Origin of the sequence: Neorhizobium sp. T7_12, from assembly GCF_002968535.1 — a bacterium.
Classification (GTDB): domain Bacteria; phylum Pseudomonadota; class Alphaproteobacteria; order Rhizobiales; family Rhizobiaceae; genus Neorhizobium; species Neorhizobium tomejilense.
The window spans coordinates 145,303-169,505 of the sequence record NZ_PVBK01000003.1; the positions used below are offsets into that span (position 1 = coordinate 145,303).

At 59.9% G+C, this 24,203-nt stretch carries 31 protein-coding genes and 2 pseudogenes; 28 read left to right on the forward strand and 5 right to left on the reverse strand.

The window, feature by feature from the left end:
• Window positions 1-92: 92 nt before the first annotated feature.
• From C5J26_RS09655 to C5J26_RS09725, 15 genes are all read left to right on the forward strand, one after another.
• The gene (locus C5J26_RS09655; protein WP_105401569.1) at window positions 93-365 is read left to right on the forward strand and encodes a helix-turn-helix domain-containing protein; all 273 of its coding nucleotides are present in this window, start codon (window positions 93-95) and stop codon (window positions 363-365) included.
• Window positions 362-1,600 carry a type II toxin-antitoxin system HipA family toxin gene (locus C5J26_RS09660; protein ID WP_105401570.1) on the forward strand — a complete coding sequence of 413 codons (1,239 nt, stop codon included), beginning with the start codon at window positions 362-364 and terminating at the stop codon, window positions 1,598-1,600. The genes C5J26_RS09655 and C5J26_RS09660 overlap by 4 nt, the downstream gene beginning before the upstream one ends.
• A gap of 496 nt (window positions 1,601-2,096) precedes the next feature.
• Window positions 2,097-2,669, forward strand: coding sequence for a hypothetical protein (locus C5J26_RS09670; RefSeq protein WP_046665904.1), 573 nt, complete (start codon window positions 2,097-2,099; stop codon window positions 2,667-2,669).
• 60 nt (window positions 2,670-2,729) lie between these two features.
• Entirely contained in the window at window positions 2,730-3,122 is a 393-nt protein-coding gene (locus tag C5J26_RS09675; protein ID WP_046665903.1) for a hypothetical protein, read from the forward strand.
• 11 nt (window positions 3,123-3,133) lie between these two features.
• Window positions 3,134-3,577 carry a hypothetical protein gene (locus tag C5J26_RS09680; protein ID WP_105401571.1) on the forward strand — a complete coding sequence of 148 codons (444 nt, stop codon included), beginning with the start codon at window positions 3,134-3,136 and terminating at the stop codon, window positions 3,575-3,577.
• Window positions 3,578-3,754: 177 nt separating this feature from the next.
• A complete protein-coding gene (locus tag C5J26_RS09685) occupies window positions 3,755-3,958 on the forward strand; it encodes a hypothetical protein (protein ID WP_046631777.1) in 204 nt (67 codons plus the stop codon).
• Window positions 3,959-4,269: 311 nt separating this feature from the next.
• A complete protein-coding gene (locus C5J26_RS09690; protein ID WP_172717081.1) occupies window positions 4,270-4,437 on the forward strand; it encodes a hypothetical protein in 168 nt (55 codons plus the stop codon).
• Between the two features lie 6 nt (window positions 4,438-4,443).
• Complete coding sequence (locus tag C5J26_RS32615) at window positions 4,444-4,632, forward strand: hypothetical protein (RefSeq protein WP_172745501.1); 189 nt, start codon at window positions 4,444-4,446, stop codon at window positions 4,630-4,632.
• Between the two features lie 182 nt (window positions 4,633-4,814).
• A complete protein-coding gene (locus tag C5J26_RS09695; RefSeq protein WP_105401573.1) occupies window positions 4,815-5,051 on the forward strand; it encodes a hypothetical protein in 237 nt (78 codons plus the stop codon).
• 160 nt (window positions 5,052-5,211) lie between these two features.
• Window positions 5,212-6,234: an ABC transporter substrate-binding protein gene (locus C5J26_RS09700; RefSeq protein ID WP_105401574.1), complete on the forward strand. Its 1,023-nt coding sequence runs from the start codon at window positions 5,212-5,214 to the stop codon at window positions 6,232-6,234.
• Window positions 6,231-7,271 (forward strand): iron ABC transporter permease, encoded by a 1,041-nt coding sequence (locus C5J26_RS09705; RefSeq protein WP_105401575.1) that lies wholly within the window; start codon window positions 6,231-6,233, stop codon window positions 7,269-7,271. The genes C5J26_RS09700 and C5J26_RS09705 overlap by 4 nt, the downstream gene beginning before the upstream one ends.
• Window positions 7,268-8,029, forward strand: coding sequence for an ABC transporter ATP-binding protein (locus tag C5J26_RS09710; RefSeq protein WP_105401576.1), 762 nt, complete (start codon window positions 7,268-7,270; stop codon window positions 8,027-8,029). Before C5J26_RS09705 ends, C5J26_RS09710 begins: the two co-directional genes overlap by 4 nt.
• A gap of 130 nt (window positions 8,030-8,159) precedes the next feature.
• Entirely contained in the window at window positions 8,160-8,561 is a 402-nt protein-coding gene (locus C5J26_RS09715; RefSeq protein WP_206051168.1) for a hypothetical protein, read from the forward strand.
• A 196-nt stretch (window positions 8,562-8,757) separates the two neighbouring features.
• Window positions 8,758-8,994, forward strand: coding sequence for a GCG_CRPN prefix-to-repeats domain-containing protein (locus tag C5J26_RS33635; protein WP_370651217.1), 237 nt, complete (start codon window positions 8,758-8,760; stop codon window positions 8,992-8,994).
• 202 nt (window positions 8,995-9,196) lie between these two features.
• Window positions 9,197-9,382 carry a hypothetical protein gene (locus tag C5J26_RS09725; protein ID WP_105401577.1) on the forward strand — a complete coding sequence of 62 codons (186 nt, stop codon included), beginning with the start codon at window positions 9,197-9,199 and terminating at the stop codon, window positions 9,380-9,382.
• 23 nt (window positions 9,383-9,405) lie between these two features.
• Here C5J26_RS09725 and C5J26_RS09730 read toward each other — a convergent pair whose 3' ends face one another.
• Complete coding sequence (locus C5J26_RS09730; RefSeq protein WP_105401578.1) at window positions 9,406-11,061, reverse strand: DapH/DapD/GlmU-related protein; 1,656 nt, start codon at window positions 11,059-11,061, stop codon at window positions 9,406-9,408.
• 280 nt (window positions 11,062-11,341) lie between these two features.
• Here C5J26_RS09730 and C5J26_RS09735 point away from each other — a divergent pair, with 280 nt between their 5' ends.
• From C5J26_RS09735 to C5J26_RS09755, 5 genes are all read left to right on the forward strand, one after another.
• Complete coding sequence (locus C5J26_RS09735) at window positions 11,342-12,079, forward strand: FadR/GntR family transcriptional regulator (protein WP_080951073.1); 738 nt, start codon at window positions 11,342-11,344, stop codon at window positions 12,077-12,079.
• A 289-nt stretch (window positions 12,080-12,368) separates the two neighbouring features.
• Window positions 12,369-12,668, forward strand: a complete 300-nt coding sequence (locus C5J26_RS09740) for a DUF1778 domain-containing protein (protein WP_105401579.1) — start codon at window positions 12,369-12,371, stop codon at window positions 12,666-12,668.
• 3 nt (window positions 12,669-12,671) lie between these two features.
• Window positions 12,672-13,196, forward strand: a complete 525-nt coding sequence (locus tag C5J26_RS09745; protein WP_105401580.1) for a GNAT family N-acetyltransferase — start codon at window positions 12,672-12,674, stop codon at window positions 13,194-13,196.
• A gap of 303 nt (window positions 13,197-13,499) precedes the next feature.
• Complete coding sequence (locus C5J26_RS09750; RefSeq protein WP_105401581.1) at window positions 13,500-14,306, forward strand: DUF3800 domain-containing protein; 807 nt, start codon at window positions 13,500-13,502, stop codon at window positions 14,304-14,306.
• A gap of 428 nt (window positions 14,307-14,734) precedes the next feature.
• Window positions 14,735-15,019: a type II toxin-antitoxin system ParD family antitoxin gene (locus C5J26_RS09755; RefSeq protein ID WP_105401582.1), complete on the forward strand. Its 285-nt coding sequence runs from the start codon at window positions 14,735-14,737 to the stop codon at window positions 15,017-15,019.
• A gap of 216 nt (window positions 15,020-15,235) precedes the next feature.
• On the opposite strand, the pseudogene C5J26_RS09760 reads toward C5J26_RS09755, so the two are convergent.
• Window positions 15,236-15,898, reverse strand: a pseudogene (locus C5J26_RS09760) (Fic family protein); the annotation flags it as partial.
• Window positions 15,899-16,074: 176 nt separating this feature from the next.
• Between C5J26_RS09760 and C5J26_RS33200 the strand changes: the two are divergent.
• Both C5J26_RS33200 and C5J26_RS32620 read left to right on the forward strand, forming a co-directional pair.
• Window positions 16,075-16,245: pseudogene (locus tag C5J26_RS33200) on the forward strand (integrase); the annotation flags it as partial.
• Window positions 16,232-16,369, forward strand: coding sequence for a hypothetical protein (locus tag C5J26_RS32620; protein WP_172745810.1), 138 nt, complete (start codon window positions 16,232-16,234; stop codon window positions 16,367-16,369). The pseudogene C5J26_RS33200 and the gene C5J26_RS32620, both read left to right, overlap by 14 nt.
• Window positions 16,370-16,697: 328 nt before the next feature.
• On the opposite strand, the gene C5J26_RS09775 is transcribed toward C5J26_RS32620, so the two are convergent.
• Complete coding sequence (locus C5J26_RS09775) at window positions 16,698-17,345, reverse strand: hypothetical protein (RefSeq protein WP_172745811.1); 648 nt, start codon at window positions 17,343-17,345, stop codon at window positions 16,698-16,700.
• A gap of 258 nt (window positions 17,346-17,603) precedes the next feature.
• Here C5J26_RS09775 and C5J26_RS09780 point away from each other — a divergent pair, with 258 nt between their 5' ends.
• From C5J26_RS09780 to C5J26_RS09795, 4 genes are all read left to right on the forward strand, one after another.
• Window positions 17,604-17,843 (forward strand): helix-turn-helix transcriptional regulator, encoded by a 240-nt coding sequence (locus C5J26_RS09780; protein ID WP_105401584.1) that lies wholly within the window; start codon window positions 17,604-17,606, stop codon window positions 17,841-17,843.
• Between the two features lie 213 nt (window positions 17,844-18,056).
• Window positions 18,057-18,377 carry a hypothetical protein gene (locus tag C5J26_RS09785; protein ID WP_105401585.1) on the forward strand — a complete coding sequence of 107 codons (321 nt, stop codon included), beginning with the start codon at window positions 18,057-18,059 and terminating at the stop codon, window positions 18,375-18,377.
• A gap of 114 nt (window positions 18,378-18,491) precedes the next feature.
• A complete protein-coding gene (locus C5J26_RS09790) occupies window positions 18,492-18,707 on the forward strand; it encodes a hypothetical protein (protein WP_105401586.1) in 216 nt (71 codons plus the stop codon).
• A gap of 26 nt (window positions 18,708-18,733) precedes the next feature.
• Window positions 18,734-19,009, forward strand: coding sequence for a type II toxin-antitoxin system ParD family antitoxin (locus C5J26_RS09795; protein WP_105401587.1), 276 nt, complete (start codon window positions 18,734-18,736; stop codon window positions 19,007-19,009).
• 596 nt (window positions 19,010-19,605) lie between these two features.
• Here C5J26_RS09795 and C5J26_RS09805 read toward each other — a convergent pair.
• Both C5J26_RS09805 and C5J26_RS09810 read right to left on the reverse strand, forming a co-directional pair.
• A complete protein-coding gene (locus C5J26_RS09805) occupies window positions 19,606-20,397 on the reverse strand; it encodes a discoidin domain-containing protein (RefSeq protein ID WP_105401588.1) in 792 nt (263 codons plus the stop codon).
• Between the two features lie 11 nt (window positions 20,398-20,408).
• Window positions 20,409-22,190: a heparinase II/III family protein gene (locus tag C5J26_RS09810; protein ID WP_105401589.1), complete on the reverse strand. Its 1,782-nt coding sequence runs from the start codon at window positions 22,188-22,190 to the stop codon at window positions 20,409-20,411.
• A gap of 172 nt (window positions 22,191-22,362) precedes the next feature.
• On the opposite strand from C5J26_RS09810, the gene C5J26_RS09815 reads away from it, so the two are divergent.
• Window positions 22,363-23,361 (forward strand): carbohydrate ABC transporter permease, encoded by a 999-nt coding sequence (locus C5J26_RS09815; RefSeq protein ID WP_206051169.1) that lies wholly within the window; start codon window positions 22,363-22,365, stop codon window positions 23,359-23,361.
• 3 nt (window positions 23,362-23,364) lie between these two features.
• Entirely contained in the window at window positions 23,365-24,201 is an 837-nt protein-coding gene (locus C5J26_RS09820) for a carbohydrate ABC transporter permease (protein WP_040125532.1), read from the forward strand.
• The last annotated feature ends 2 nt before the right edge of the window (window positions 24,202-24,203 follow it).

Below are 24,203 nucleotides of genomic sequence, written 5' to 3' on the forward strand. Positions count from 1 at the left end.
ATATGTCCAAGAGCGACACTTCCCGATCGGGAAGGATGGCATTGAAACTCAGGAAATCTTCCTGTACGGTAAGCCGATACAGGAGATGCTCAATGTTCAGATCCGCACGCGATTTCGGCGCTGCCGTCAGGGAAAAACGTAAAGGCCTCGGCTGGACCCAGAAAGAACTTGCCAGCCGTTCCGGCACGGGCGAACGCTTCATCGTCGAACTCGAATCGGGCAAACCGAGCTGCCAGCTCGAGAAGGCGCTGATCGTCACGCGCACCGTCGGCATCGAGATCGGTGACCTGAAGACAGCCCAAGCGTCATCCACAGCATCGGAAGATGGCCTCGGCTTCCTGCCGACTTTCGGTGATGGTCGATGACAACCATCTTCTACGAAACCTTCCGCGTTGGCGAGATGACTTTCGAAGGCGAATGGCGTCTCGACTACGATCCATCCTGGGAAGCGCGCCGCTCGGCCTTCCCAATCTCGCTGACCATGCCGCTGCGATCAGGAACGGTCGATGCAGACAGGCTGCTGCCATGGCTCGCCAACCTGCTTCCGGAAACCCATCTCGCCGAGATCGGCCAGCGGCTGAAAGTCTCACCTCAGGACATCGTGGGCCTGCTCGGCCACATCGGCCGAGACACGGCGGGAGCGCTCTCGATCGGCGAACCACGAAAGGCAGGCGTCAACCTCCAGCCCATTCCGGACGAGGCAAAACTGGAGCGCATTCTCAACGAACTTCCCGCCAAACCCTTCCTGGTCGGTGAGCGAGGGGTTTCCATGTCGCTGGCAGGCGTGCAGGAAAAGCTACCCGTCTTCGTTGATGAGAATGGCGCTATCTCGATCCCGGTCGATGGCACGCCATCGACCCATATCATCAAGCCAGACACCAACCGTCTGGCTGGAAGCGTCGAGAACGAAGCCTTCTGCCTGGCCCTTGCACGGGCCTGCGGACTGCAAGCGGCCGAAGCTACGCTCGGCATAGCCGGCAAACGACGCTATTTGCTGGTGAAGCGCTATGACCGTTTTACGGATCCACAAGGTGAGATCCGCAGGCTTCACCAGGAAGACCTTTGCCAGCTAACGGGTCATTTTCCATCGCAGAAATACGAGCGATCCCAGACGGGCCGCGGCGTGACATTGAAGATGATGTTCGACGCCGTCAGCGATCTTGTTTCCCCCGGCGAGCGCCTGACGCTTCTCGACGCAGTGATTTTCAACGTACTGATCTGCAATTCGGATTCCCATGCAAAGAACTACTCCATCCTGCTCGGTGCTGGCGGATCTGCGAAGCTGGCGCCGCTTTACGATTTGATGTGTGCGGCGGTCTACCGGCAGGTTGATCAGAGTCTGCCTCAAGGCATCGCCGGGCGTTTCATCGGGCCTGACTTGAGGCGAGCAGATTGGCAAGCATTCGCCGAGGAGGTCGGGTTGAGCGGTGCATCGACTATCAGGCGTGTCCAGGAGCTTGCGGCGGTAATTGATGGCTTCTGCGAAGATGTCGCGAAGCAGATCGTCGACACCGCTGGCGATCCGACGAGATTGCTGGAGCGCATCACCCATAATATTCAGAAGCGATGCAGGCGAATTCAGGGGCAGATTCGAGCCTGAAACGAGCTCGAAACAGAGCATCTCGGGATATCTGCGGGCAAGCACGAAGCACCATACCCAACGGAAAAGTCTTTGTCGGCTCGGCAAGTGGTTTCCGTTTTACCGCTGCCCTCTCGCAGGGACCCGCCAAAGAAGGCGCTCCCTCCCGCCAGCCGCCCTCAGGCCCGCTCACCCGGCTGCGGCGCCGACGGTGGTCATTGCGACAACCAGCAAGGCGATGATGATCAGCAGCCAACGCGCCTGATACACGCTCTCTTCCATCTGAACCTCCTTTTTCGAGACGCCTTGAACCCGCAATTGCGGTCCAAGTTCCGCGTTAGCGACCTCTTCCCCCTCGCTCGGGACCTTGGTCGGTGTCGCCCATGGCCCAAGGTCCCAGCCTGGATGGGACTGAAGCCTGAGGCCGGGAACACGCGCCGTCGAAAGCGAGTTTTCTTCACAGCTTCGGAAACGCTGTTCGCGGTCGGAAGCATGTGGAAACTCAAGGAGATAAGAGATGAACATTGTTACACGCGCGGCCTTTGCCGCGGCGCTTCTCGCGGGCACTACACTGTCAGCCTTCGCCCAGACCAGCAGCACTGTCGGCACCGGAGGAACCAGTGCCGGCGGCGGCACGTCCAGCAGCACGGTCGGGACGGGCGGCAGTTCTGCCGGAACCAATTGCGCGCCCGGCACCACCAACTGCGGCACCGGTTCCGCCTCGACCCTGGGCACCGGCGGTTCTTCTGCCGGCGGCGGCCAGTCGAGCAGCTCGGTTGGCACCGGCGGTTCGGCGGCAGGCTCGGGCAGCGGCTCCGGCTCGGCATCGACACTCGGCACCGGTGGCACCTCGGCAGGCGATGGCCAGTCCAGCAGCTCCGTTGGCACCGGCGGTTCGGCGGCAGGTTCCGGCAGTGGGTCGGGCTCCGCTTCGACGCTCGGCACCGGCGGCACCTCGGCCAAGGACGGCATGTCGACCAGCTCGGTCGGAACCGGCGGCAGCTCGGCTGGCGCGGCCGGCTCTGAACACGGACAGGGCAAGAAGGCATGTCCTCCGGGCCAGGCCAAGAAAGACGGCGCTTCCTGCTAGTCCCATCCATCGGACGAGGGCGGATAGCTCCGCCTTCGTCCTATCAATAGGAGAGCCGAAATGACCTCGGCATCATTCGCATACAAGGGCACGTTCGCACTGCCGCTGATCCTGGCGACCATCACCGCGATCTCGGCCTTTGCCACCGAAACCATCAAGCTTGACGACGGCACCACCTGCACCGTCATCGAAAGCACGGCCTCGACCGGCAGCGGCACGTCGACATCGGTGACCGCAGGCGGCGGCAGCGTATCGTCCTCGACGACAATCGACGGCAAGACAACGACGATGCATTCGGGCGGTGGCTCGGCTTCGTCCAGCGCCGGTTCGTCCGTCACAACCGGCACGGCCGGCAATCAGGCATTTTCGACGGCAAGCGTCACCAAGCCTGATGGAACGGTTATCACCCGCCGGTCGGACGGCACCTGCGACGTCACCCAGCCTCGGAAATGAAGGAGATAGACATGTCGAAGAAAATATCCCTGGCGTGCCTCGTGCTTATGGCCTCGGTCGCCACCACACCCGTGCTTGCACAGGACTGCAACTCGGCCGGCACGGTCGGCTCCGCCGGCACCGCCGCCGCAGGCGGCACATCGGCAAGTACACTCGGCACCGCGGGAGCCTGTCAGACCGACGACGGCACGACGGCCTCGATCGGCTCTGGAGGCAGTGCGGCGACGGCCGATGGCAAAGCCCGCAGCCAGACCAAGGTCAACGAGAACCCGAACCAGCTGAAGGCGCAGTCGAAGGCGCAGGCGATGGACCAGGGCACATTCAGCAAATCTCAGACGAAAACGCGGGTCAAGGATGATGAGCTGCAAAGCAAGACGCGCAGCATGTCCCACGTCCCGGGGCAGAAGCCGGTCAAAAGCACCACCGACAGCAACGTGGTTCTGCCACCGCATTGACCTGGAAAACGACAAATCGGCTCCCACGAAAGAGCGGGAGCCGGAGCCTTCGGCAGCAAGCGGATGATCCCCAGATGTTTAGTCCGCGGCCGCTTACGAATTCTGCCGTTCAGTTCGCTGATTGGAACTGAATGCCGGCTTCGGGCTTTAAAACCGCGCAGACTTCGGAGGATGAAAATGGACGAAAATACTTTTGAGCAACTCGGCACCATGAGCCAACAGCTGCACAAGCGCGCCCTCGCGCTGTCCCACCAGGGGAAGGACGCTGACCTTGCGATGCTGATGTCGGCACAGGCCGTGACGATGGAAGCGGTCAAATCCCTCGGAGAAGCCTTGAACAGGATCAATGGGCCGCTTGGGCTTGGGGCGGCGGGAGACTAGACGGCGCGTTTTCCTGTTCTTCTTCGTGCAATCCCTTTTCAGCGCCATGACAATGCCGGCCGGAACTTTCTAACGCGACGGCAGGTTGAGATTTCAGGAGGAGAACGAGATGCACCGCAAACCCAACCACCAACACGAGCTGGCGTTTTACATCGGATTGAACGCAGCGCTTGCCTGCTTGATCGTCGCCAGCGTCCTGCTTGCGGCAGCGGCTTGAAGACCAGCTTGATCCGCGACCGCTCTTGGAGCGCCATCATGAGCTCCCGGCATCGGGCGAGGAACTATTAGCCGACCAGCATGTTGGAGCCTTCATGAACGACACGTCCAGAAAAGCCGGCAACAACATGATGAAATTTGTCACCGCCATTCTAGCGGCCGCACTTGTCATCGGTGCAGTCTATTTCTTTTTCCTGACCCCCGGCGAGCCCACGGGTCCTCAAACACCGCCGTCTCCGCACGCCATCGACCAGACGAAGTGATTGACGATGAAGCCAAACGAAACGCCAAGGAGCGAAACACCGACTGGATTGTCGCCGTCGGCGGATCCCGAACCCGAAAAGAAGCGGAAAGTCATCGCCGGCCGCGGCTTGGTGATGTTTATCGCCGGCGTCGCGGTCGCAGCCTTCTGCCTTTACGCATTCATCGCGCTGTATGGGATCTATGCCGGCACCTGACGCTACCACCCCGCTGCGCCTTCTTCCCTAGCGCGGGAAGATAAGGCGCAGGCCGTTCAAATTGCCGCGCTGCGGGTTTCAGATCGGTAACCACTCCGCCAGCTAAACCCACGCGCATTCTTACCATATGATAATTGTGACCAAAATTCGCATCAGAACGATACGCCGAGGAAACCCGAAAAATGCCCGACCGGATTCCGGGATATGCACGCGTGCCCGCCACGGTGCATTGTTGGTCAGACGACGTCCCCAGCCGGACCTTCGTCTCGCTGGAAAAGGCCTTGGCCTATTGCAGAAAGAATATCCGCGAGCTTCCGGCAATCGAACTCTTCGTTCATTGCGGCCAAATCCCCGAGCCGATCGTCAGCGGTGACGAGCTCGCAGCCCTGATAAAGGCAAAACAGCACAACCTGATCTGATGGAGCCTGTTTCAGCTCCGCCGCGGCCCGGATCTGCAACGCAGGCGACAGTGCGCCTTCGGCAGGATGTCAGCTTGCTACATCAAAGGTGACTGGCTTTATCTTGTTAAAACGAGCAGGAACGGCTATTCGCCATGGCAGACTTGAACCGGGACCTGCCATGCTCACGCTAAAATCCACCTTGACCGCGCTGTTGATCGCTACTGCATCCAGCTTCACTGTTTCCTCGGCATTCGCATCGACGAAATACCCCCTGACCATCGAAAACTGCGGCGCCCAGGTCAGCTTCCAGAAGGCGCCCGAGCAGGCAATCGGGCTTGGCCAGAACAGCGCGGAAATCCTGCTGCTGCTCGGCCTCCAGGATAAGATGGCCGGCACCGCCTTCTGGCCGAGCAAGGTTTTGCCGCAGCTTGCGGAAGCCAATGCCAAGGTCAAGCTTCTGAGCGTCGAATTCCCGACCTTCGAATCGATCCTGGCGGAGAACCCGGATTTCGTGGCCGCCGCTTTGCCGAGCCTGGTCGGCCCGAGCAGCAAGGTCGCCAAGCGTGAGGATTTCGACAAGGTCGGCGTGCCGACCTATCTCTCGCCCAGCACCTGCCTCAGCACCAAGGAGGTCAAGGACCAGTACGGCAGCCGCGCCCAGCTCTGGAACATGGATCTGCTCTACAAGGAAATCGACGAACTATCGCAGATCTTCGATGTCACAGATCGCGGCCAGGCGTTGATCACCGACTTCAAGGCGCGCGAGGCCAAGCTCCGCTCCAGCGTTCCGAAGGACGGCAAAAGCCTCTCCTACGTCTTCTGGTTCTCCAGCCCCAGCCCCTCGGCCGATGCCTATCTCGGCGGCAAGAACGCAGCGTCCGGCTTCATCGCCGATGTCCTGGGCGGCCGCAATGCCGTCACCGCCGAAGCCGAATGGCCGACGCTCGGCTGGGAAAGCATCATCGCTGCCAATCCGGACGTGATCGTCGTTGCCAACCTGGACCGCAACCGCTGGGAGCTCGACAAGCCGGAAGCAAAGATCAAGTTCCTGACCACCGATCCGGCCGTCAGCCAGATCACCGCCGTGAAGAACAAGGCAATGGTGGTGATGGACGGTCAGGCCATGAACCCGACCGTGCGGACGATCTATGGCGCCGAACAAGTGTCCGAACAGCTGAAGGCCCTCGGTCTTCTGAAGTGACGGAAAAGCGCCGCTCCCTTCAGCAGCTTTTCGCCTTCGCAGCCGTGCTGGTGGCATCGCTTGCAGCCATCGGTCTCGTCGTCGGCATAAGCGTCGGGATCGGCGATCTGCCGATCCCGCTCGCGACGACCTTTTCTGCGGTCACCAATCGGCTGGGATGGACGGCGGTAGGGCTCAACCGTATCCATGAGACGGTCATCTGGGACTACCGTCTCAGCCGGGCGCTGGTCGCGGCCTTTTGCGGTGCGGGCCTCGCCCTGTCGGGAGCCATCATGCAGTCGCTGCTGCGCAACCCGCTGGCCGAGCCCTACGTTCTCGGCATTTCGGCCGGCGCGTCCACCGGCGCCGTCGCGATCGTCATCCTTGGTGTTGGCGCAGGCGCGGTTTCATTGTCGGCCGGGGCTTTTGCCGGCGCCTTCGCGGCCTTCTTCTTCGTGGCGCTGCTATCCAACGGCACGCGCGGCGGTGCGGACCGCACCATTCTTGCCGGCGTCGCCGCCTCGCAGCTCTTCAATGCCTCGACCTCCTACATCGTCACGACGTCGGGCAATGCCCAGCAGGCGCGCGACGTGATGTTCTGGCTGCTTGGCAGTTTCGGCGGCGTGCGCTGGCCGGAACTGACGCTGGTCTCGATCATCGTCGGCATCGCGCTGCTGGCCTGCCTGCTTTATGCCCGCGTGCTCGATGCCTTCGCCTTCGGCGATGAGGCGGCGGCGTCACTCGGTGTCAATGTCGCGCGCGCACGCATCGTGCTTTTCGCCCTGACGGCGATGATGACGGCGACGATCGTCAGCATGGTCGGCTCGATCGGCTTCGTCGGCCTCGTCGTACCGCATGTGGCGCGGTTTGCCGTCGGGCCACTGCATGTCCGCTTGCTTCCGGCCTGCGCCGTTATCGGTGCCGTTTTCATGGTGGTGGCCGACATTGCGTCACGCACCCTCATCCCGCAGCAGGTCCTGCCGATCGGCGTCGTCACCGCGCTGGTCGGCGTGCCGTTCTTTTCGATCATCCTCTACCGGTTCCAGCGCGCGTCATGAGCATCAAGACCGAAAACCTCACCTGGAAAATTGGCCGGAAGACCGTGCTCGACGGCGTTTCGTTCGCGGCACAGCCGGGCAAGACGCTCGGCCTGCTGGGACCGAACGGTTCGGGTAAGACCTCGCTCCTGCGTCTGCTCGCGGGTCTGAAACTGCCGCATTCGGGCTCCATCATGCTTGAAGGCAAGGATCTCAAGACCATCGGGCGGCGCTTGATCGCAAAGCGGGTCGCCTTCGTTGAACAGCACGCCACGACCAATGCCAATCTGAGGGTCGTCGACGTGGTGAAGCTCGGGCGGTTTCCGCACCGGTCGATATTTTCCGGCTGGTCGCTCACCGACGACGAAGCGGTCGAGACCGCTCTTCTACGCGCCGGCATGGCCCACAAGCGCAACGACCGCTGGCAGTCCCTTTCCGGCGGCGAAAAGCAGCGGACCCATATCGCAAGGGCGCTGGCGCAATCGCCGAAGGAACTCATCCTCGACGAACCGACCAACCATCTGGATATCCAGCATCAGATCGGCCTGATGCGGCTGGTTTCCGGCCTGCCGATGACGAGCATTATCGCGCTTCACGATCTCAATCATGCAGCGATGTTCTGCGATCAGCTGATCGTCCTGCAGGACGGCAAGATCGTTGCCGGCGGGGCACCGGAAGCGGTGCTGACCGAAGCCCTGCTGAGGGACGTATTTTGCGTCGAAGCACGGGTCGAAGCCTCGCCGCACCATTCACGACCCCATATCCACTACCTCGTCTGATAATTCCGCCGACGACGGTGTTCGGCCCCAGACCCGAGTGGACAGAGCTGACGGCCGTTGCGCGAACGCCGGCTGGAACAAACAAACCCTTGTCATTGTTCGTTGGTCACCCGGAACCGGAGGGCCCGACATGAAACGTCTTTTCATCACGGCAGCGGCCGTTCTTTCGCTGTCGGCCAACCTGACACTCGCGCAGGAAACGCCTAACGCGTCTCCCAGCACCCCGCCACAGGCTGAGCGGGATCGCGCCCCGAACCCACCGCCGCCCGGTCCTCAGGAACCGGCCGCTGACAGGGACGCAGACGAGTGGCGGATGCCTCCGATGGCCGACCGTCGACCGCCACGGGAGCGCGGCGCGCGTTTCCGCATCGAGAACGGGCGAACCACGATCGACCTGCGCTGCGCCGATGGCGAACCCACAAAGGATTGCGCGGATCTTCTCCTGCAGGTGCTGGACCGGCTGGAGCGAGGAACGTCTTCGGACGATTCCGACTCCCGTGACGACGGCCGGGACCGCTCGCGTTATCGCTGAGATCGGCTGAAACCAGAGGGAAACCCCCGCGCAAAATGTACATAAGCTGAAGCTCAGATGAATGCGAACTTCAGCAACGGTTCAAGGATCGCGCCGCAATCTGTCACCGTGTGCACTCTGGAGGAAACCGATGCGCAGGATAGTCTTAGCGGCCAGTTTGATCGCAGCTTGTCTTTTTGGAGGCGCGGCAAATGCCATGCCGATCGGAAACATTGCCGTCCCGGCAAAACCAACCGCCGAAAAGGTCGATTGGGCTTGCGGCCGCGGTTACCATCTGAACCGGTGGGGCGATTGCCGCCCCAACCGCTGGCGGCCGCCGCCGCCCCGCTACAGCCATCGTTGGGATCGTCGGGATCGATGGGACCACCGAGGACCGCCTCGCTGGGAATGGCGAGGCCATCGCGACTGGCGCGATCACCGGGATTGGCGTTGATACGAGAAAGCCCTTCTGCTCTGCAGAGGGGCTTTTTCTCGATGGGAAGGTCGGCGACACGCTTGGCTGAGCCCGGTAGAGCCTGATGCGGGCAATATCCCCTCTCACGCGACAGCGGATTCTGACGGCAGGGGTTGAATTTTAGCTCCTTCTAACGAACAATCACCCCCTTTGGAGCGTTGTACAGTCAGGAGGAAGCGTCATGAAAAAAGATACCAGTCGGCAGGTCAGAATTCCTGGGCCACGCGACCACGACGTCGCCGAACATTGCCGCAAAAACGGAATGCGGCTGGAGGACGAAAAGAAGATGTTAAGGCTTCTGGGAAAGCATGCGCCTGTGCACGAAATCCACTCGAACTCGCCGCCACGACCTCCGCGGTTCCGCTAGGCGACAATCAACGCCCGCAAGCGCTACAGTCCCATTCCCGCCGGTCGCGTCCGATGCACGCCTTTGGGAACGAAGGCGAAATTTTCCGCCAGGCCCAACAGGTCCGCGGCAAGGTGCAGGGTCGAAAGCCACATTTCCGTGCCCTGCAGGCTTCCTGTCTGACCGTCGGCGAAGGCAAAGCCCCCTTTTGCCTGCCACCGGTCCGGTGAACGCAGAATGATGTCCGCAGCCACTGCTTCCGCCTGACCACGCATGAAATCCGTCTGCTTGAGGCACAACCAAAGCGGATGGATCGTATCGAGCAGATTGCAGGCCGTGTAGGTTGGGCCGGAAAAGCCGCGGTTGTTTCGATAATGCGTCATAACGGAATTGATGGCGGCTTCAGGGAAAGGGACCGGGATGCCGAACTGGGCATGGGCTCCGCGTGTGAGGCGATAAAAGCCGTTGACCGGTTGCAGCAGCCCTTGTTCCGCGGTCGGCTTGCCCCACAGTCCGGTCGAACGATCGATATGGGTCGAAAGCCAGCCAAAGAGGATTTCCTTACCCCTGCCGCTCCTGAAATACCGGGCGTTGAAATAGAGTGCTGTGGCGATAGCGTCCACCCGGTCGCCGCACCACCATGCCCGGGTGCTCCAGGGCAACGTCTCCAGCCAATCACAAAACCCAACGGCGTCCATCTCGACGCCCGAGATCGGATAGGATGGATGGGCGCCCAGTATCTCCAGCGCATAACCGACCGCCAGCACGTTATAGAGAGCGAGGGAGTCATCGCGGATGTTCTTCGCAGGATCGGGTGACCGAAACGGATCGGGGAAAAAGCCGGTCGCGGGGTCCTGCAGCGCCTGCAGACGATCGACGATGGCCTTCGCCTCATTCCCGGAAGGCTGCTCTCCAAAGCCGGCGGCGATCTCGATCGCGTCGCATTCATGCCTGACGCTCATGCGTGCCATGCCATCGGCATCCGGCGACAGATAACCGTCGGGCGTCAGATGCCGTTCCCGCACGTCCCGCCACTCGGCTTCCGCTATCCTGCTGATCAGCAGCAACGCCTGCTCTACCTCGGCGCGGCGCGATTTTCCCGCAGTTGCCGTTTCCCCGCGACGGCGCACGACTTTGGCCGGCACTCCCGCTGCGATCGCCAGATCTGGAATGTCCTTGGTGACAACGGCCCCGGCGGCGATAACGGCACCCCTCCCGATCGTCACGCCGTCCAGAATGACCGCATTGGCGCCGATCCAGACATCATCGCCGATCGTAATGCCGAGCGTCTCATGAGGCTGATCGTTGATCGGTATGTCCGGATCGTCGAAGCCATGATTGAAACCGACGATCGAAACGAGCGAGGCAATACGCACGCCGTTTCCGCACCGGACCTTTCCGGAGATGCATGCGTAGGGGTTGACCGAACAATTGGCGCCGATCTCCACATCTCCCCGCACGAGGGCGTGCCCTGCAATCCAGGATCGATCGCCGAGGATCAGAGATGATGTGAAAATGCGGGCGTCGCTTGCGATATAAGCGCTGTCTGCGATTTGCGCCCCGGCGGACCGCGCGAGTTTCTCCTTCAGCCTCTTTTGGGAATCGCTTTGAATATCTGCAGGCCTGCGCTCCCAAGTGAGGAATTGCAGCCTGGCTTCCCGATCCAACTCGGATTCGGAAACGTCTGGATCTGTCCGCATCTCGTCACTCGTTTGCACGCCGGCTTCCATGCTCGAAAAAGGCCGACAGGTCGGAAAACGATGGCCGATGTCATCATACCAATTTTTGACATTTGCCGAGTAGACGAAATACAGCAGACGAATTTAACCGTCCAGCTTTTGTTTTTGACCTCCGCCGGCGCCGATCAATGCCTCTCAAGGTAAATGGAATTCACTCCCGCATTGATATGAGTCCGGATTTGTCATACACGTGTGATGAATACGGCGCAGACGCGTCGCGTCGTTGCAGCGGGGATTGAGCGTGACAACCCAGACCAAGGAGCGGAACAAGGGACCGGGATCGCTGGTGTCACGGGTCGGGGAAAGTCTTCGGACGGCAATCGCCAGCGGTCAATACTTACCCGGCGACAAGCTGCCCAGCGAAGTCGAACTGACGGAAACCCACGGCGTAAGCCGTACGGTGGTCCGCGAAGCGGTCGCGGCGCTCAGATCGGACGGGCTTGTCGAAGTGCGGCAGGGCGCGGGAATTTACGTACTCAGCCAGGATGCGCCGGCCCCTTCCGGCCGGAAAATCGACCGGGCGCGCGTATCGTCCGATCTGGAGGTGCTCGAGGTGCGGGCTCCACTTGAGATCGAGGCTGCCGGTCTGGCGGCGATGCGCCGGTCTCCGGCGCAGGAAGAGGCTATCTTCGATTGTCATCGGCATATTCTGCAATGCATCGAGCAGAATGAATCGATCCGCGAGGCGGATCTTGCGCTGCATTTCGCCATCGCGGACGCCACGAACAATCCGCTGTTCCGGCAGCATTTGGAATTTCACGGTACCGCGGCCATTCCGCAATCGAGGGCGACGCCCGGCGAACGGTCCGGCGAACAGACCGCCTACCGCCGTATGATCCACACGGAACATGAAGCGATCGTCGTGGCGATCTCGGATCGCAACGAGGAGGCGGCGCGCAATGCCATGCGCGACCACCTGAGAGGAAGCCAGATCCGCTACCGGGATGTGCTGAGGGATTTTAAAGCGTTTTCGAGCTGATGCTGCAGCAGGTCGGCCGCATGGCCGGCCCGGCTCTTGGGGCCCAATCCGCGGTGAAATAGCACCGGAGGTTGATCCTGTTTAAAAGGCGGTAAGCGACTGACTTGACTTGCAAACTCGCAAGGAGGGTGGGGCCGTCATCGGCGCCGATCGTGACACCACCCGATCTGCATTTCATTTCAGATCAAGGCTCTACGGTACCGATCATAGGGGGCAAGTTTCGACGCTGTTTCACAGGTGTATTGCATTTGGCGCTACACGTCATTATGTTGCGCCCAAGGAGATAGTCATGGCCACCACCGTCGAACGTAAGGAATATCCGATCTCGATGCGTCTGCCCGAAGCGGACGTTGCGATGATCGATCGAGCCGCTGCCCTGCGCGGCCGGTCGCGCACGGATTTTGTGCGGGACGCAGCCGTGCGCGCCGCCGAAGAGATCGTCATGGAACAGCGGCTGATCCGCATGGGTCCCGAAGGCTTCGCCGATTTCATGGATATCCTGTCCCGTCCGGCCGCTCCGGTTCCCGAGATGGTGGAACTGGCCAAGCGGCCCGCGCCGTGGGAGTCAGGCTACGTCGCGAAGCGGTGAGCCGTGACTTTATCGGCTCCCGAATCTCTCACCGCTGCACATAATGTGTCCGAGTTCTCCTGCGGCAAGCCTACGCTCGATCATTGGCTGAAGACGCGCGCGCTTTCCAATCAGGAAAAGGGTTTCACGGCGGTTCTCGTTGTCCACGAGGCTGGACGCGTCGTTGGGTATTACGGCTTGGCGCCGACGGCCGTCATTGCTTCGATCCTGCCGCGCTCGATACGCACCGGCCAACCGCCCGATCCGGTTCCCTGTCTTCTTCTCGGCCAGCTTGCCACGGACACGGAATGGGCCGGGCACGGCATCGGCACAGGCTTGGTGAAACATGCTCTTGAGCGCTGCGTCCAGGCCGCCGCTCTGATCGGCGGGCGGGCATTGATGGTCAATGCCGTCGATCACGAAGCGGCTCAGTTCTGGCAGCGCCGAGGTTTCATGCCCTCGAAGGACGACCCGCTCGTCCTGTTTCGCTCGATCGCGGCAATCGCCGCATCGCTGGAGGAAGCGCGGCAGCAGGGGCAAGGCGCATAACCTGAAGTCTTCACAATTCAAGCAACTCGGCAAAAGCCATAAAGAACGCATTTGGTAATGGACCACGAAGACCACGTTCTCGTTTCAAAACATTCTGAATATCGGAAAGCTCTCCGAGACGTCCAACCATACACGTCATTTATGCCATATGGGTGGTTCGAGCAGCCGGCTCGATACGGTGTGAAACAGCACCGAAGGTTGACCCCGTTTTGAAAAGGCGGCAAGCGTCTGACTTTATTTGCAAACTCGCAACTGCGGAAAACTTCAAAGCATTGCGATGCGGTTTTAGCTATATAGCCATCCATGACAGCAGTTCCTGAATATCACCTCTTTATCGACGACAGCGGCAGCCGCGATCCCGATCGCCGGCCAAAGCATAACCGCGACGACCGCATGGACTGTTTTGCCTTGGGCGGGGTCCTGATCAAAGAAGAGGACGCCGACGAGCTGAAGACCCGTCACGCCGATTTCTGCGCCAGGCATGACATCACCTATCCGCTGCATTCCAATCCGATCCGCGGCGGTCGGGAGAACTTCGGTTGGTTGAAGAATCCGGAGAAGGCCCGGGCGTTTTTCCCCGAGCTGGATGAGTTCATGGTGAGCCTCCCGGTACTGGGCATTGCCGCCGTGATTGACCGGCCGGGATATGTCGCCCGTTATAAGGAGCACTACGCCGAACGTCTTTGGCTGATGTGCAAGACCGCCTATTGCATCCTGATCGAGCGGGCAGCCAAGTACGCAGACAGCCAAGGCCGCGTGCTGCGCGTGTTTTTCGAGGAGACGGGCAAAGCTGAGGACCGGGCGCTGATCGCCTACCATAAAAGCCTGAAGGAGGTCGGTATGCCATTCGATAGCGGCACATCATTCAGCTACGGATCCCTTAGTGCGGCTGGTTTTCGCCGCATCGTTATGGGCGATGCCAAGCGCCGTACCAAGGAGACGCCGATGATCCAGGTCGCGGATCTGATACTCTACCCAATGGCCAAGGCCGGCTATGACCCGACCTATCGGCCGTATGTGCAGCTGATGAAGGCCGGCCGGCTGATTGACGCGCAGCTGGAACCGGAAGATCGGGCATTGTTAGGGATAAAATACAGCTGCTTCAAATGAATAAGGCCCGATAAATCGGGCCCTAAACATTTCGGCCGGCGCCTTGCGCTGACCCCGGAGCGTTGCTCTAAGGAAAATATAGGTCACTATTGCATCCGTTGCAACAGTGTTCAAACACCCTCGTATAACAGCAGATAAAACCAACGACTTATTTCCAGGGTGGAAAGCCTGTAATCCGGCTTGACTGGTAGTGTCTGGCGGGCAACGGGCGGGGAGTGGCACATACCGTTAGCTGCGGTGTGAAACAGCACTGAAGGTTGACCCCGTTTAAAAGGCGGTAACCGGCCGACTTTACATGCGAGCTCGCAACGAGGGCGGGGCCATCATCGGCGCCGATCGCGACCCAAGGGATTCTAAAACCGTCAGGATATGAGTAGGATTCTATCCTATTTGATGCTAGAGGATGTAGAAATACAGGAGAGCAACCCATGCGTTCAACTCAACAGATGAGTATCACGCTGCCGATCGAAATGGCGACGTTGGTTAAAAGCCGTGTATCCAGCGGAGATTACGCTTCCGAAAGCGAAGTTATCCGCGAGGGATTGCGGGCTTTGCAAGAACGCGAAAACGCTGTCGAACAATGGCTGCGCAACGAAGCTGCAGTTGTGTATGACGCGCATAAAACCAGTCCCGGTAGAGCCCGGCCGCTGGATGAGGCGTGGGAGAGTATCGAAGCGCAGATGGATGCCATTGACCGGGAAGAGGGCGCGTGAAGCGCTATCGCGTTCGCCTCACCGAGGAAGCAGAAGCAGATGTCGCCTGGATTTACCGGTCAGTGCGCAGGATGTCATCGTCCGCACCCGTAGCCCGCAACCATATCGCGCGGGTTCGGGCATTCCTGACGGAGTTTGAGACATTTCCCGAGCCAGGCACGATTCGCGACGCACGCAATGGAATGCGGCTTATCGGTTTTGAGCGCCGTGTCAGTGTGGCGTCCAATCCTGTTCATCGGTTCGGATTGTGCCCTGTGTCCGTCGCAGTGCAAGATAATACGCGTCCTTGTTTTGCTCGATGACGTTTTCGAGGGAGCTATAGGGCACATAGGAATAACCGGCCCGAAGCAGGAGCAAGGTGGAAGGCGCGCGAGAGCCGGCCATTGCCGTCCTGAAATGGATGGATCTCCAGAAAAACGACGACAAAAACCGCCACGATGAGCAACGGATGAAACGTACCATCCTTCTCCTGAGCCTGTTGCCAGGCCACCAGGTGCCGCTCATCCTTGGTCGAGTGAACGAGCAGGTCCCGATGGAGTTGGCGGATATGGTTTTCGTTCACGGAGATCTCTTCGAAAGCGGAAAAGATAGTTTCCATCACCTCGGCATAGCCTGCGACTTCCTGTTCGTCACGGCTGGTGAAAGAGCCGATGCACAGGTTCGAGAGTAGCCTCTCGACCTCGCGGTCGTTCAGTTTTGCTCCCTCGATACGGGTTGACGATCCGATGCTCTCGATCGTTGCAACCCGGCGCAGGCGGGACAGTCGGTCGGGCGCGATCCGTCCCAACGCTCGCCAGGCGCCTTTGAACTCGTCAATCTCGGCGATCAGCGACAGGATTGAGGCGTGATGCGCAGTTTGGATAGGTCGAGCGCCGGCATCCATTAGTCCATCCATTTCCATCCAATAAGCCGGCTTTGAACCAATTGCTGGAAAGATCGGTCTTCGCAGTCATCGATGCGGTGGTCTATGACAACAGGCCCGGAATGGCGCCGACCATGCTGAAGATAGCGATGGCTTTCAGTGGATCGATGAGCTTTGGTGCACGTGATGCGGCGGCTTACGTGACCGGACCATGCTGCTGATCGGCTTTGCCGGCGGCCTACGCCGTTCGGAGATCGTCGGGCTCGACTGCGGCCGCGACCTAACCGAAGACGGCCGTGGCTGGATCGACATCCTCGACAAGGGGAGGCTGGTGACGTTACGAAGCCCTGATGCAGACCGGCAAGGAAGCTCTTGCCGAGAGCAGCCGTCTGGGCTTGTCGATCTCTGCCAAGGATCTTGAAAACGCGGCCAAGGATCGGGCTGAACACGAACACGATGAGCCAGCGCCTGCGGCCATGAGGCAGTAATCGCTTCATGCCGGAACTGTCGTGCATTCCCCTCGGTGGGCCGAACGGCTCCGGCAAATCATCCGCCTTCGCCAAGCTAAAGCTCGAAGGCGTCTGGATCAATGCCGACGAGATCGCCAAGGCATTGCCCGAATCCGACGGCGGAAAGTCGAAGGAACGCCGAGCATCTGAGATCGCCCTACGCCAGTCGGCTTTCGTCCGCCCCTCAGGGGATGTGTTGGTGTCTCGCTCATCACTGACGCGCCAGAGGCCGACCAGACAAAGAACGGCTCGCCTCTAAGACCTGAACCCGGTCCGGGTCATCTTCCCCCTCTTATTTATTCCTCACTCAAATCGCATTCGGACCTGCGCAAATCCGCACAAGGTCGGCAAGGATCGTACGAAGCTCCGGCCACGGCGCTTCCTGGAGGGCAGAGCCTGGATCCTCCATTTCCAGGAGGGAATGCAGCTTCACCGCGACGCCGGCGACAGATCGAGGCGCGGTGCTCCACATTTCCTTTGCCAATGCTTCCTCGACATCTGCGATTTCCTCCTCGGCTTTTCTCGACCTCGTATATCCAACACGCTTGTCCGCCGCCTTCCATTCGCGCCGGCGGGCCGCCAATGCGGCCCTTGCTTGCCGCCGCATTTCATCCTGATCCGCGTTCGGCAAAAGACGGTCTATCTCCCGACCCGAATAGGCCCACATGAAACCACAGTCTTCGGAGAGTGGGACTTTGGTGCGGGGGAAACTACCGAATTGCCGCAGCAAATCTGTTTCAAGCTTTTGCTGTCGGCGGCAGGCTTCCCCGCAGAGCCTGTGGGCAACCATCCAATCTCTCCAAAGTGATACCACCGGATCGTCTTGCTCCGATCTCTCCGTCCGCACCATTGCACCTGCGCGGGCGGGCGCGGCTGCGATCGAAGTCGCAACGCGTGCAAGGAAGTTTCTGCGCGTTGTCTCGGGGGAGGCATCCCTATTCCCGGAAGAGGTCATTGGAGCCGCCTCCGATCAAAACCACATCCGTGAGTATCGCCCCCAGTTCCGCCCACGGTAATTTTCGGCGGGTGATTGCAGACAAAGTTCTGCTATTCTCAGAATCAGCCATGATCCAAGCTCCAAACAGCTAGATTGTGGTCAGGCCAGAGGGGATGTTACCGCATTCCCTTTGGCCGACTGCTGCAACGCAGTGTCCTAGACTATATCGTGTAATCGTGGCGGATCAACAGTATTCGCCTAAAATAGGCGATTTTAATGCTGCCGGTTCAATGCAGGATGGCTCGTGCAGCCCTTGGATTAGCTATTGCTGACCTGGCTAAATTAGCCGGTGTCTCCACCAACACGGTCGTTCGCTTCGAGACTGGCGCCGAACTCAAAAAATCGACAATTGACGCACTCCGATCCGTCTTCCAGGATGCAGGCCTTGAGTTCATCGCCGAAAACGGTGGAGGAGCTGGCGTGCGATTTTTAAAACCAGCGCGCGCTCAAAAGTAAGCCTCGCAGACTCATCGTACTCATCCTTGCTCGTCCAGCGCCCTCCCAATCCGTCAACAAACCAGAAGGATTGACTAGGCTGCGGATGCAATAAGACTCGAGCGTGTCTTGTGCGTCGCCAAACTCCACGTGTGCCAACCTCTCCACGACCGCATGGGTGAAACGTGTTCGCCATCGGCCGGTCAATCTCTTACCGTGGCGGATAGGTGCGAGATGGCATTGGTGGACTGGACACGCATTCAACTAAAATCGATGCTGCTCGTCAGCTTCCTCCTGGTTCGTCATGGAGTGCCGCCGACGGACTATCAGAAGGTGTGGGGAATAGAAGGAAAGGAAGTTGGAGATGAGCCGGAAACCCGTGTCACCTGGATCGTCGCGCTGCTAGCGGGGCCAATCGTCGAGCTAATCTCCGAGCTATCAAGCTCGGATGATCCGGGAGACCAGGAGCGGGTACCTGAGCGCTCAGGTGAGCGAAGGTCATCGCCCAGTTTCCACCGGGCGCTGGGCGAATACCGCGAGGACTATTCCGGATAAAAGAACCCCGCAGGGTGAGCCGCGGGTCAAGTTCACAGAGATCAAGAATCATCCGCCTTCGGCAAGCTCAAGCTCGAAGGCGTCTGGATCAATGCCGACGAGATCGCCAAGGCATTGCCCGAATCCGACGACGGCAAGTCGAAGGAACGCCGAGCATCTGAGATCGCCCTGCGCCAGATCGCGGAGATGATGACGGACGCCAAGGGCGAATGGTGTGGCAGGCGCCGCGTGGCGACGGTGGCGGTAGAAAACGCCTATTCCGTGGATATGCGGCAGCTTTCGTTCCCTGGCGCGATGATGCAGTATGGCTTCCACGCCCTCAAATCCTAACAATGATTGTGCTATAAGGCTGAAGAATGAAAGCCACGAACATGCGCACCCTCACAGTGTCCCTCACGCCCCAGCAGGCGGCCATGCTGCAAAGCGCCGTCGATGGCGGCGGCTATGCCTCCAACAGTGAAATCGTCCGCGATGCCCTCCGCTTGTGGGAGCAGCGCGAAGAAATCCGGCGCATGGAAATCGACCGCCTCAAGAAGGCTTACGATGAAGGCATGGCCAGTGGCGAAGGGCGCGAGGTGAGCGCCGACGCGCTCTTGTCAGAATTGAAAGCGGAAGCCCGCAAGCGTGGCTAAGTACGTCCTCAGCCCTCGCGCCGATGAAGACCTACGTGGCATCTGGCGCGACATCGCATCCGACACGAGCGTGCTGCCGATGGCCTGATACTGCGGATTCTGGATAAGGCCAAGTTGGCGGCCGAGCATCCGCACATGGGGCCTGCTCGGCCCCACGGCGCGGGTTCTAATTAAGGGGCGCTATATCGCCATTTACGAGCCGATGCCTTACGGCATCTTCGTGGTCGCCGTGGTCTATGGCCCCCGCGACATCGAAAACTGGCTTACCTAGCTGCTAGAAAAAATCTTCGGGCCACAGGTTTTGAGGCAGATGTGCCCAAATGAGAGCCGAAGCCTGGTTAAGGCCTCGCGCCTCTAATTCCCTTACAAAATGAGGCCACGTCGGAATGTTGCTTCGGTAAACGTTGGCCGAGGATGTGAAACAGCACCGAAGGTTGACCCCGTTGAAAAGGGGGCAAGCGCCTGACTTGCCTGGCCAACTCGCAACGAGGGCGGGGTCATCATCGGCGCCGATCGTGACCCCACCCGATCTGCATTACATCTCCGTAGATCAAGGCTTTACGGGACCGATCATAGGAGCAACCTTCGCCGCTAATTCACATATCCGCCTCGCGTCCCCAGACTTCGATCTGGGTCAGCGCCGGAAAGGGTGACGGGTCGTCGGCCTTGATCAGGCTGTGCAGTCTGATCCATTCCACGGTCTGCTCCCTCACCGGGAAATGCTGAGCCGCCCCCGTCTTGACCAGCGAGAAACATACGGTCTCGGCGTTGGAAAAGGTGACGCTGGCTTTTTCCCACCAGGCGTCATGCGGAAAGTCCGCCCGCAGGTAGAGGACGATTTCGTCGATTTTTACCGGCCGGCCGAAATCGAGCGTCAGCGTCGCATCCGGATCGCGGTTGATCCCCCAACTCGTATAGGGCCAGAAGCCGTGATCGTCGTTCGCCTTTTCGCCGTCTATGGCGTTGCGCGCGGCGAAGACCGCCTCCCCGCGTGTCTCCACATTCGCCTTTGCGTGCGGAAAGACGGAGGCATTGGCGTGGTCGTCCCATGGATTGAACGCCAGGTTCCGGCGTGCCGCGATTTCCTCCGGCCGCGCCTTGCGGACGCATAATCTGTGGATCCTGCCGTCGAAGGCCCGCGGAGAATAAGGGATGCGCTTGGCACCAAAAGGGACCCCGAGCGCATAGCTCTGCCCCTTCATATAGACGATCGCGGGCGTCATCGCGTCGTCGAGCGCGAGCATGAGATACCCCGGCTCGGACCCTTCGACGACGACCTGATCGCCTTCGTTGTAGCTGTCGCGATAAACGAGATATGCTTCGTCCGTGCCCGTTGCCCTGGCGCGAACCTCGCCCGCCACATCTACGACTTTCAGTGTCAGTTCCATGCTCGTCCTCCTCAGACGATCCGCAGTTTCAGGCAGGTCCCGGCAAAGGGGATGCGCAGTCGGTAAATTCTTGGGGGCCAGGAGATGCGCAGGCGGGCGTCGTCGATATCGATTGTGTCCACCTGGATCTCGCCGGCTCCATCAAGGTCGATGCGGCCGAGACCGTCGAAATGAATGGCGCGGTCGATGATCGGTTCGACGCAGGCCATCAGCGAAAGCACCGCCGGCAGTTCGCCCTCATGGATGTCCACGACCTCGATCTCCTGCCCGCGCCGAAGCGTGACGGTTCGCCGGTAGGATCGCACATGTGCCTCGGCCGGATAGGCGGGCGCTATGTCCAGCGATATCTGCGCCTGATTTTCGGCGAACTCGGCCTGGACATTCCGCGCCGAAAAATCCGCGCCGGCAGCCTGGTCCACACCACCGAAAGTCGGCAGGTTGTGGAAGCCCGACTGCATGGTCCAGATATCGTACCGCTCGGAGGAAAAGGTTTTTGCCGTGTAGGTTTCGACGCCAATGTCGATCAGGAACGGCTTGCCATCCTTATAGGCCGTCAGGCTGCCGACGTCGTTGTGGTTATGGCTTTCGCCGTTATTGCCGCCTTTGACGGCGAGCGCAAAATGGTCGTCGCGGGCAACAAACAGGCCAATTCCCGGGTAGAACACGTCGCCTGCCGGCTTGGGTTGTCCGCCGATTGCCGGCGTTACCAGCAGTTCCTGCACGCGGTACCAGAGGTTCCACTCCTCGGGCAAATGCTTGTGTTCAGACGACAGCTGATCGCGGGCTGCGAATGCCGCCAAGACATCGGACCCGACGGCCTTGCCAAACAGATATTCGCGCACGGTGCAGGGTTCTATGACCGCGGCGGAATCGGCAAAATTGAAATACCGGCGGCCAGCCACATGCATCTTGACGATATATTCCGCCATGCTGCGGATTTTTGGAGCCTTCCAGAGCGGCGTCATCGAAGCCGGCGCCACCGTGTCGAGGATGGACATCGCCCCGGCCATGCAAAGCGCCGCATGGCGATAGTAGACCACGCCCTCTTCGCAGGCCCCGTCCGCCGCGTAATCCTTGATAAAGGCGTCCAGGCTGGAAAGTGCCTTCTCGACGACCTGCCGCCGCAGGTCCTGTTCCGTCTTCAGGGCAAAGGCCGTAAGCAGGACGTTCTGCGTTATCCACGCCGTCCAGTTGTTCATTCGCTCCGTGCCGTTGCCCATCCACCAGAAATGCCGGTCGAGATAGGGCGACAATACACGCAGCCGGATCTCCCGCTCGATGCGGGCGACGACCTGCGGGCTGACCTGGTCGAGCCGATCCTTCATCAGAGCAGCCACGGTCGCCAAAAGGGCCCCCGTCTCCGCCGCAAACAGATCGACGACCGGCTGCTCCGGATCGGGCAATGCAAACCGCTGCCCGCCCCGCTCGTAGGCGTTGTGAGCCGGAAGCTGCCAGCCGCTTTCCTCACAGATCAGGAAGACACCGTCGATGATTGCATCGATAAAGCGTCCCTTGGCCTCGAGCAGCTCGGCAAGAACCAGATCGTTCAACATCCGCCGACGCGAAAAATACAGCGCTTCAAAGCGCGAGCGGTTGCCGTTCAGCGAATATTCCCGATAGTCGGAAGCTTTGATGACCGACCACGACCGGCCAAGCGCCGCCTCCGCATCCCGGATGACCGCGAAGCGAATATCATCCGATACGGCATCCCAAGCGGCCCGGTCGCCGATCGGCGCGCCGGGCATGAAGTCCGCCAAAACCGGCGGCAACGACCCGGCGATCTCGCTGAACATCAACCTTCCTCCATGCGACCGATAAACGACCTCATTTGCCACCTATCATACGTATTTTAAGATGACTACAGAATTCATATGATTTATCCATAAATTTGTTTGACCAATGTGAGAGATGTGCTATCCCCTCGATAGGGAGGCGGCACGCTCGTAAGACAATGAGCGGTCGTGGATGGCCCTTGGGCATCGATCGGAGCATCCTGATTCGAGGAGGGATAAAGTGTCCATGTCGAATTCGACCATTGCCGCAGGTGATGCGCCGGCCGCGTCCCGGCGGTCGAGCAAGGTGTTGTCGCGCCGCCGGCGCAAGATACAGAGCGCGCTGGTCGCCTATTCCTTCATCGCCCCGAATTTTCTCGGTTTTGCCGTCTTCACGCTCGGCCCGATCCTGTTCGCCTTCGTGCTGGCGTTCATGCATTGGGACGGCTCGAATGCGATTACCTTCGCCGGTCTCGACAATTTCTGGCGGCTGTTCGAGGACAAGGTCTTCATTGCCGCATTCTGGAACACGATCATCTATACGGTCGTCTCGGTCCCCGCGACGCTCGCCTGCGCGCTCGGCCTGGCGATCCTGCTGAACCAGAAGATCTTCGGGCGCGACTTCTTCCGAACGGCGATGTTCTTTCCTTATGTCGCCTCGCTGGTGGCCGTCGCCGTGGTCTGGAACATGATCTTCAACCCCGAAATGGGGCCGGTGAACATGATCCTCTATACGCTCGGCCTGGACCCCAAGGATATGCCGGGCTGGGCAGCCGACCGGCATTGGGCGATGGTGACGGTCATCCTCTTCGGCGTCTGGAAGAGCATGGGGTATTACATGGTCATCTACCTCGCCGGGCTGCAGGGCATCAATTCCGAGCTCTACGAGGCGGCCGATCTCGACGGCGCCAATGCGTGGCAGAAATTTGTCTATGTCACCGTGCCGCAGCTCGGGCCGACGACCTTCTTCGTCACGGTCATGCTGACCATCCAGTCGTTCAAGGTCTTCGATCAGATCTACATGATCACCCAGGGCGGCCCCGGCACCTCGACACTGGTCCTCGTTTATCACATCTACAATGAAGCCTTCATTTCCTGGGACCTCGGTTATTCCAGCATGATTGCGCTCGTTCTCTTCTTTCTCGTACTGGCGGTCACGGTCGTCCAGTTCCGCCGACAGAGGGAGGATTGATCCGTGAAGATTGCCGGACGCAAGGTCACTGCCAAGAGCATCGCAGTCTATGCGACGGTCATCGTCATCACCGCTGTGATGCTGATGCCTTTCGCCTGGATGCTGTCCGCCTCGCTGAAACTCAGCCGGGACGTCTTCGTCTTCCCGATCGAGTGGATTCCGTCGCAGCCGCAGTGGCAGAACTACGTGGACATCTGGACGAAGATCCCGCTTGGCCTGTTCATCTACAACACATCGAAGCTGACGATCATCGTCACACTGCTCCAGCTGCTGACCTCAAGCTTCGCGGCCTATGCGTTTGCCAAGCTCGATTTTCCCTACAAGAACACCCTTTTCCTCGGTTATATCGCGACCATCGCCATGCCCTGGCAGGTCTACATGGTGCCGCAGTTCCTGCTGATGCGCGAATTCGGCTTGAACAATACGCACCTGGCGCTGATCTGCCTGCAGGCCTTCACCGCCTTCGGCGTATTCCTCATGCGGCAGTTCTACATGTCGATCCCGACGGAGCTTTGTGAAGCGGCGCGCATCGACGGCATGAACGAATATCAGATCTGGGCGCGCATCATGCTGCCGCTGTCGAAGCCCGCGCTTTCGACGCTGACCATCTTCACCTTCGTCACCACCTGGAACGACTTCCTCGGTCCGATGATCTACCTGACCAAGACGGAGCTGAAGACGATCCAGATCGGCCTGCGCATGTTCATCTCGCAATATTCCGCCGAGTACGGGCTGATCATGGCGGCATCGGTCGTCGCCCTCATTCCCGTGCTGATCGTCTTCCTGTCGCTGCAGCGCTTCTTCGTCGAAGGCGTCGCTTCGTCGGGCCTCAAGGGTTAACG

Bases quoted from the DNA above. Each gene is read 5' to 3' on its own strand.
- C5J26_RS09710 (WP_105401576.1), top strand. From the start codon at position 7,268: ATGAGCATCAAGACCGAAAACCTCACCTGGAAAATTGGCCGGAAGACC.
- C5J26_RS09715 (WP_206051168.1), top strand. From the start codon at position 8,160: ATGAAACGTCTTTTCATCACGGCAGCGGCCGTTCTTTCGCTGTCGGCC.
- C5J26_RS09785 (WP_105401585.1), top strand. From the start codon at position 18,057: ATGGCATTGGTGGACTGGACACGCATTCAACTAAAATCGATGCTGCTC.
- C5J26_RS09685 (WP_046631777.1), top strand. From the start codon at position 3,755: ATGGACGAAAATACTTTTGAGCAACTCGGCACCATGAGCCAACAGCTG.
- C5J26_RS09755 (WP_105401582.1), top strand. From the start codon at position 14,735: ATGCGTTCAACTCAACAGATGAGTATCACGCTGCCGATCGAAATGGCG.
- C5J26_RS09795 (WP_105401587.1), top strand. From the start codon at position 18,734: ATGAAAGCCACGAACATGCGCACCCTCACAGTGTCCCTCACGCCCCAG.
- C5J26_RS09740 (WP_105401579.1), top strand. From the start codon at position 12,369: ATGGCCACCACCGTCGAACGTAAGGAATATCCGATCTCGATGCGTCTG.
- C5J26_RS09810 (WP_105401589.1), bottom strand. From the start codon at position 22,190: ATGTTCAGCGAGATCGCCGGGTCGTTGCCGCCGGTTTTGGCGGACTTC.
- C5J26_RS09670 (WP_046665904.1), top strand. From the start codon at position 2,097: ATGAACATTGTTACACGCGCGGCCTTTGCCGCGGCGCTTCTCGCGGGC.
- C5J26_RS09750 (WP_105401581.1), top strand. From the start codon at position 13,500: ATGACAGCAGTTCCTGAATATCACCTCTTTATCGACGACAGCGGCAGC.
- C5J26_RS09700 (WP_105401574.1), top strand. From the start codon at position 5,212: ATGCTCACGCTAAAATCCACCTTGACCGCGCTGTTGATCGCTACTGCA.
- C5J26_RS32620 (WP_172745810.1), top strand. From the start codon at position 16,232: ATGCAGACCGGCAAGGAAGCTCTTGCCGAGAGCAGCCGTCTGGGCTTG.
- C5J26_RS09655 (WP_105401569.1), top strand. From the start codon at position 93: ATGTTCAGATCCGCACGCGATTTCGGCGCTGCCGTCAGGGAAAAACGT.
- C5J26_RS33635 (WP_370651217.1), top strand. From the start codon at position 8,758: ATGCCGATCGGAAACATTGCCGTCCCGGCAAAACCAACCGCCGAAAAG.
- C5J26_RS09730 (WP_105401578.1), bottom strand. From the start codon at position 11,061: ATGCGGACAGATCCAGACGTTTCCGAATCCGAGTTGGATCGGGAAGCC.
- C5J26_RS09815 (WP_206051169.1), top strand. From the start codon at position 22,363: ATGGCCCTTGGGCATCGATCGGAGCATCCTGATTCGAGGAGGGATAAA.
- C5J26_RS09690 (WP_172717081.1), top strand. From the start codon at position 4,270: ATGAACGACACGTCCAGAAAAGCCGGCAACAACATGATGAAATTTGTC.
- C5J26_RS09680 (WP_105401571.1), top strand. From the start codon at position 3,134: ATGTCGAAGAAAATATCCCTGGCGTGCCTCGTGCTTATGGCCTCGGTC.
- C5J26_RS09675 (WP_046665903.1), top strand. From the start codon at position 2,730: ATGACCTCGGCATCATTCGCATACAAGGGCACGTTCGCACTGCCGCTG.
- C5J26_RS09805 (WP_105401588.1), bottom strand. From the start codon at position 20,397: ATGGAACTGACACTGAAAGTCGTAGATGTGGCGGGCGAGGTTCGCGCC.
- C5J26_RS09660 (WP_105401570.1), top strand. From the start codon at position 362: ATGACAACCATCTTCTACGAAACCTTCCGCGTTGGCGAGATGACTTTC.
- C5J26_RS09725 (WP_105401577.1), top strand. From the start codon at position 9,197: ATGAAAAAAGATACCAGTCGGCAGGTCAGAATTCCTGGGCCACGCGAC.
- C5J26_RS09780 (WP_105401584.1), top strand. From the start codon at position 17,604: ATGCTGCCGGTTCAATGCAGGATGGCTCGTGCAGCCCTTGGATTAGCT.
- C5J26_RS09775 (WP_172745811.1), bottom strand. From the start codon at position 17,345: ATGACCTCTTCCGGGAATAGGGATGCCTCCCCCGAGACAACGCGCAGA.
- C5J26_RS32615 (WP_172745501.1), top strand. From the start codon at position 4,444: ATGAAGCCAAACGAAACGCCAAGGAGCGAAACACCGACTGGATTGTCG.
- C5J26_RS09695 (WP_105401573.1), top strand. From the start codon at position 4,815: ATGCCCGACCGGATTCCGGGATATGCACGCGTGCCCGCCACGGTGCAT.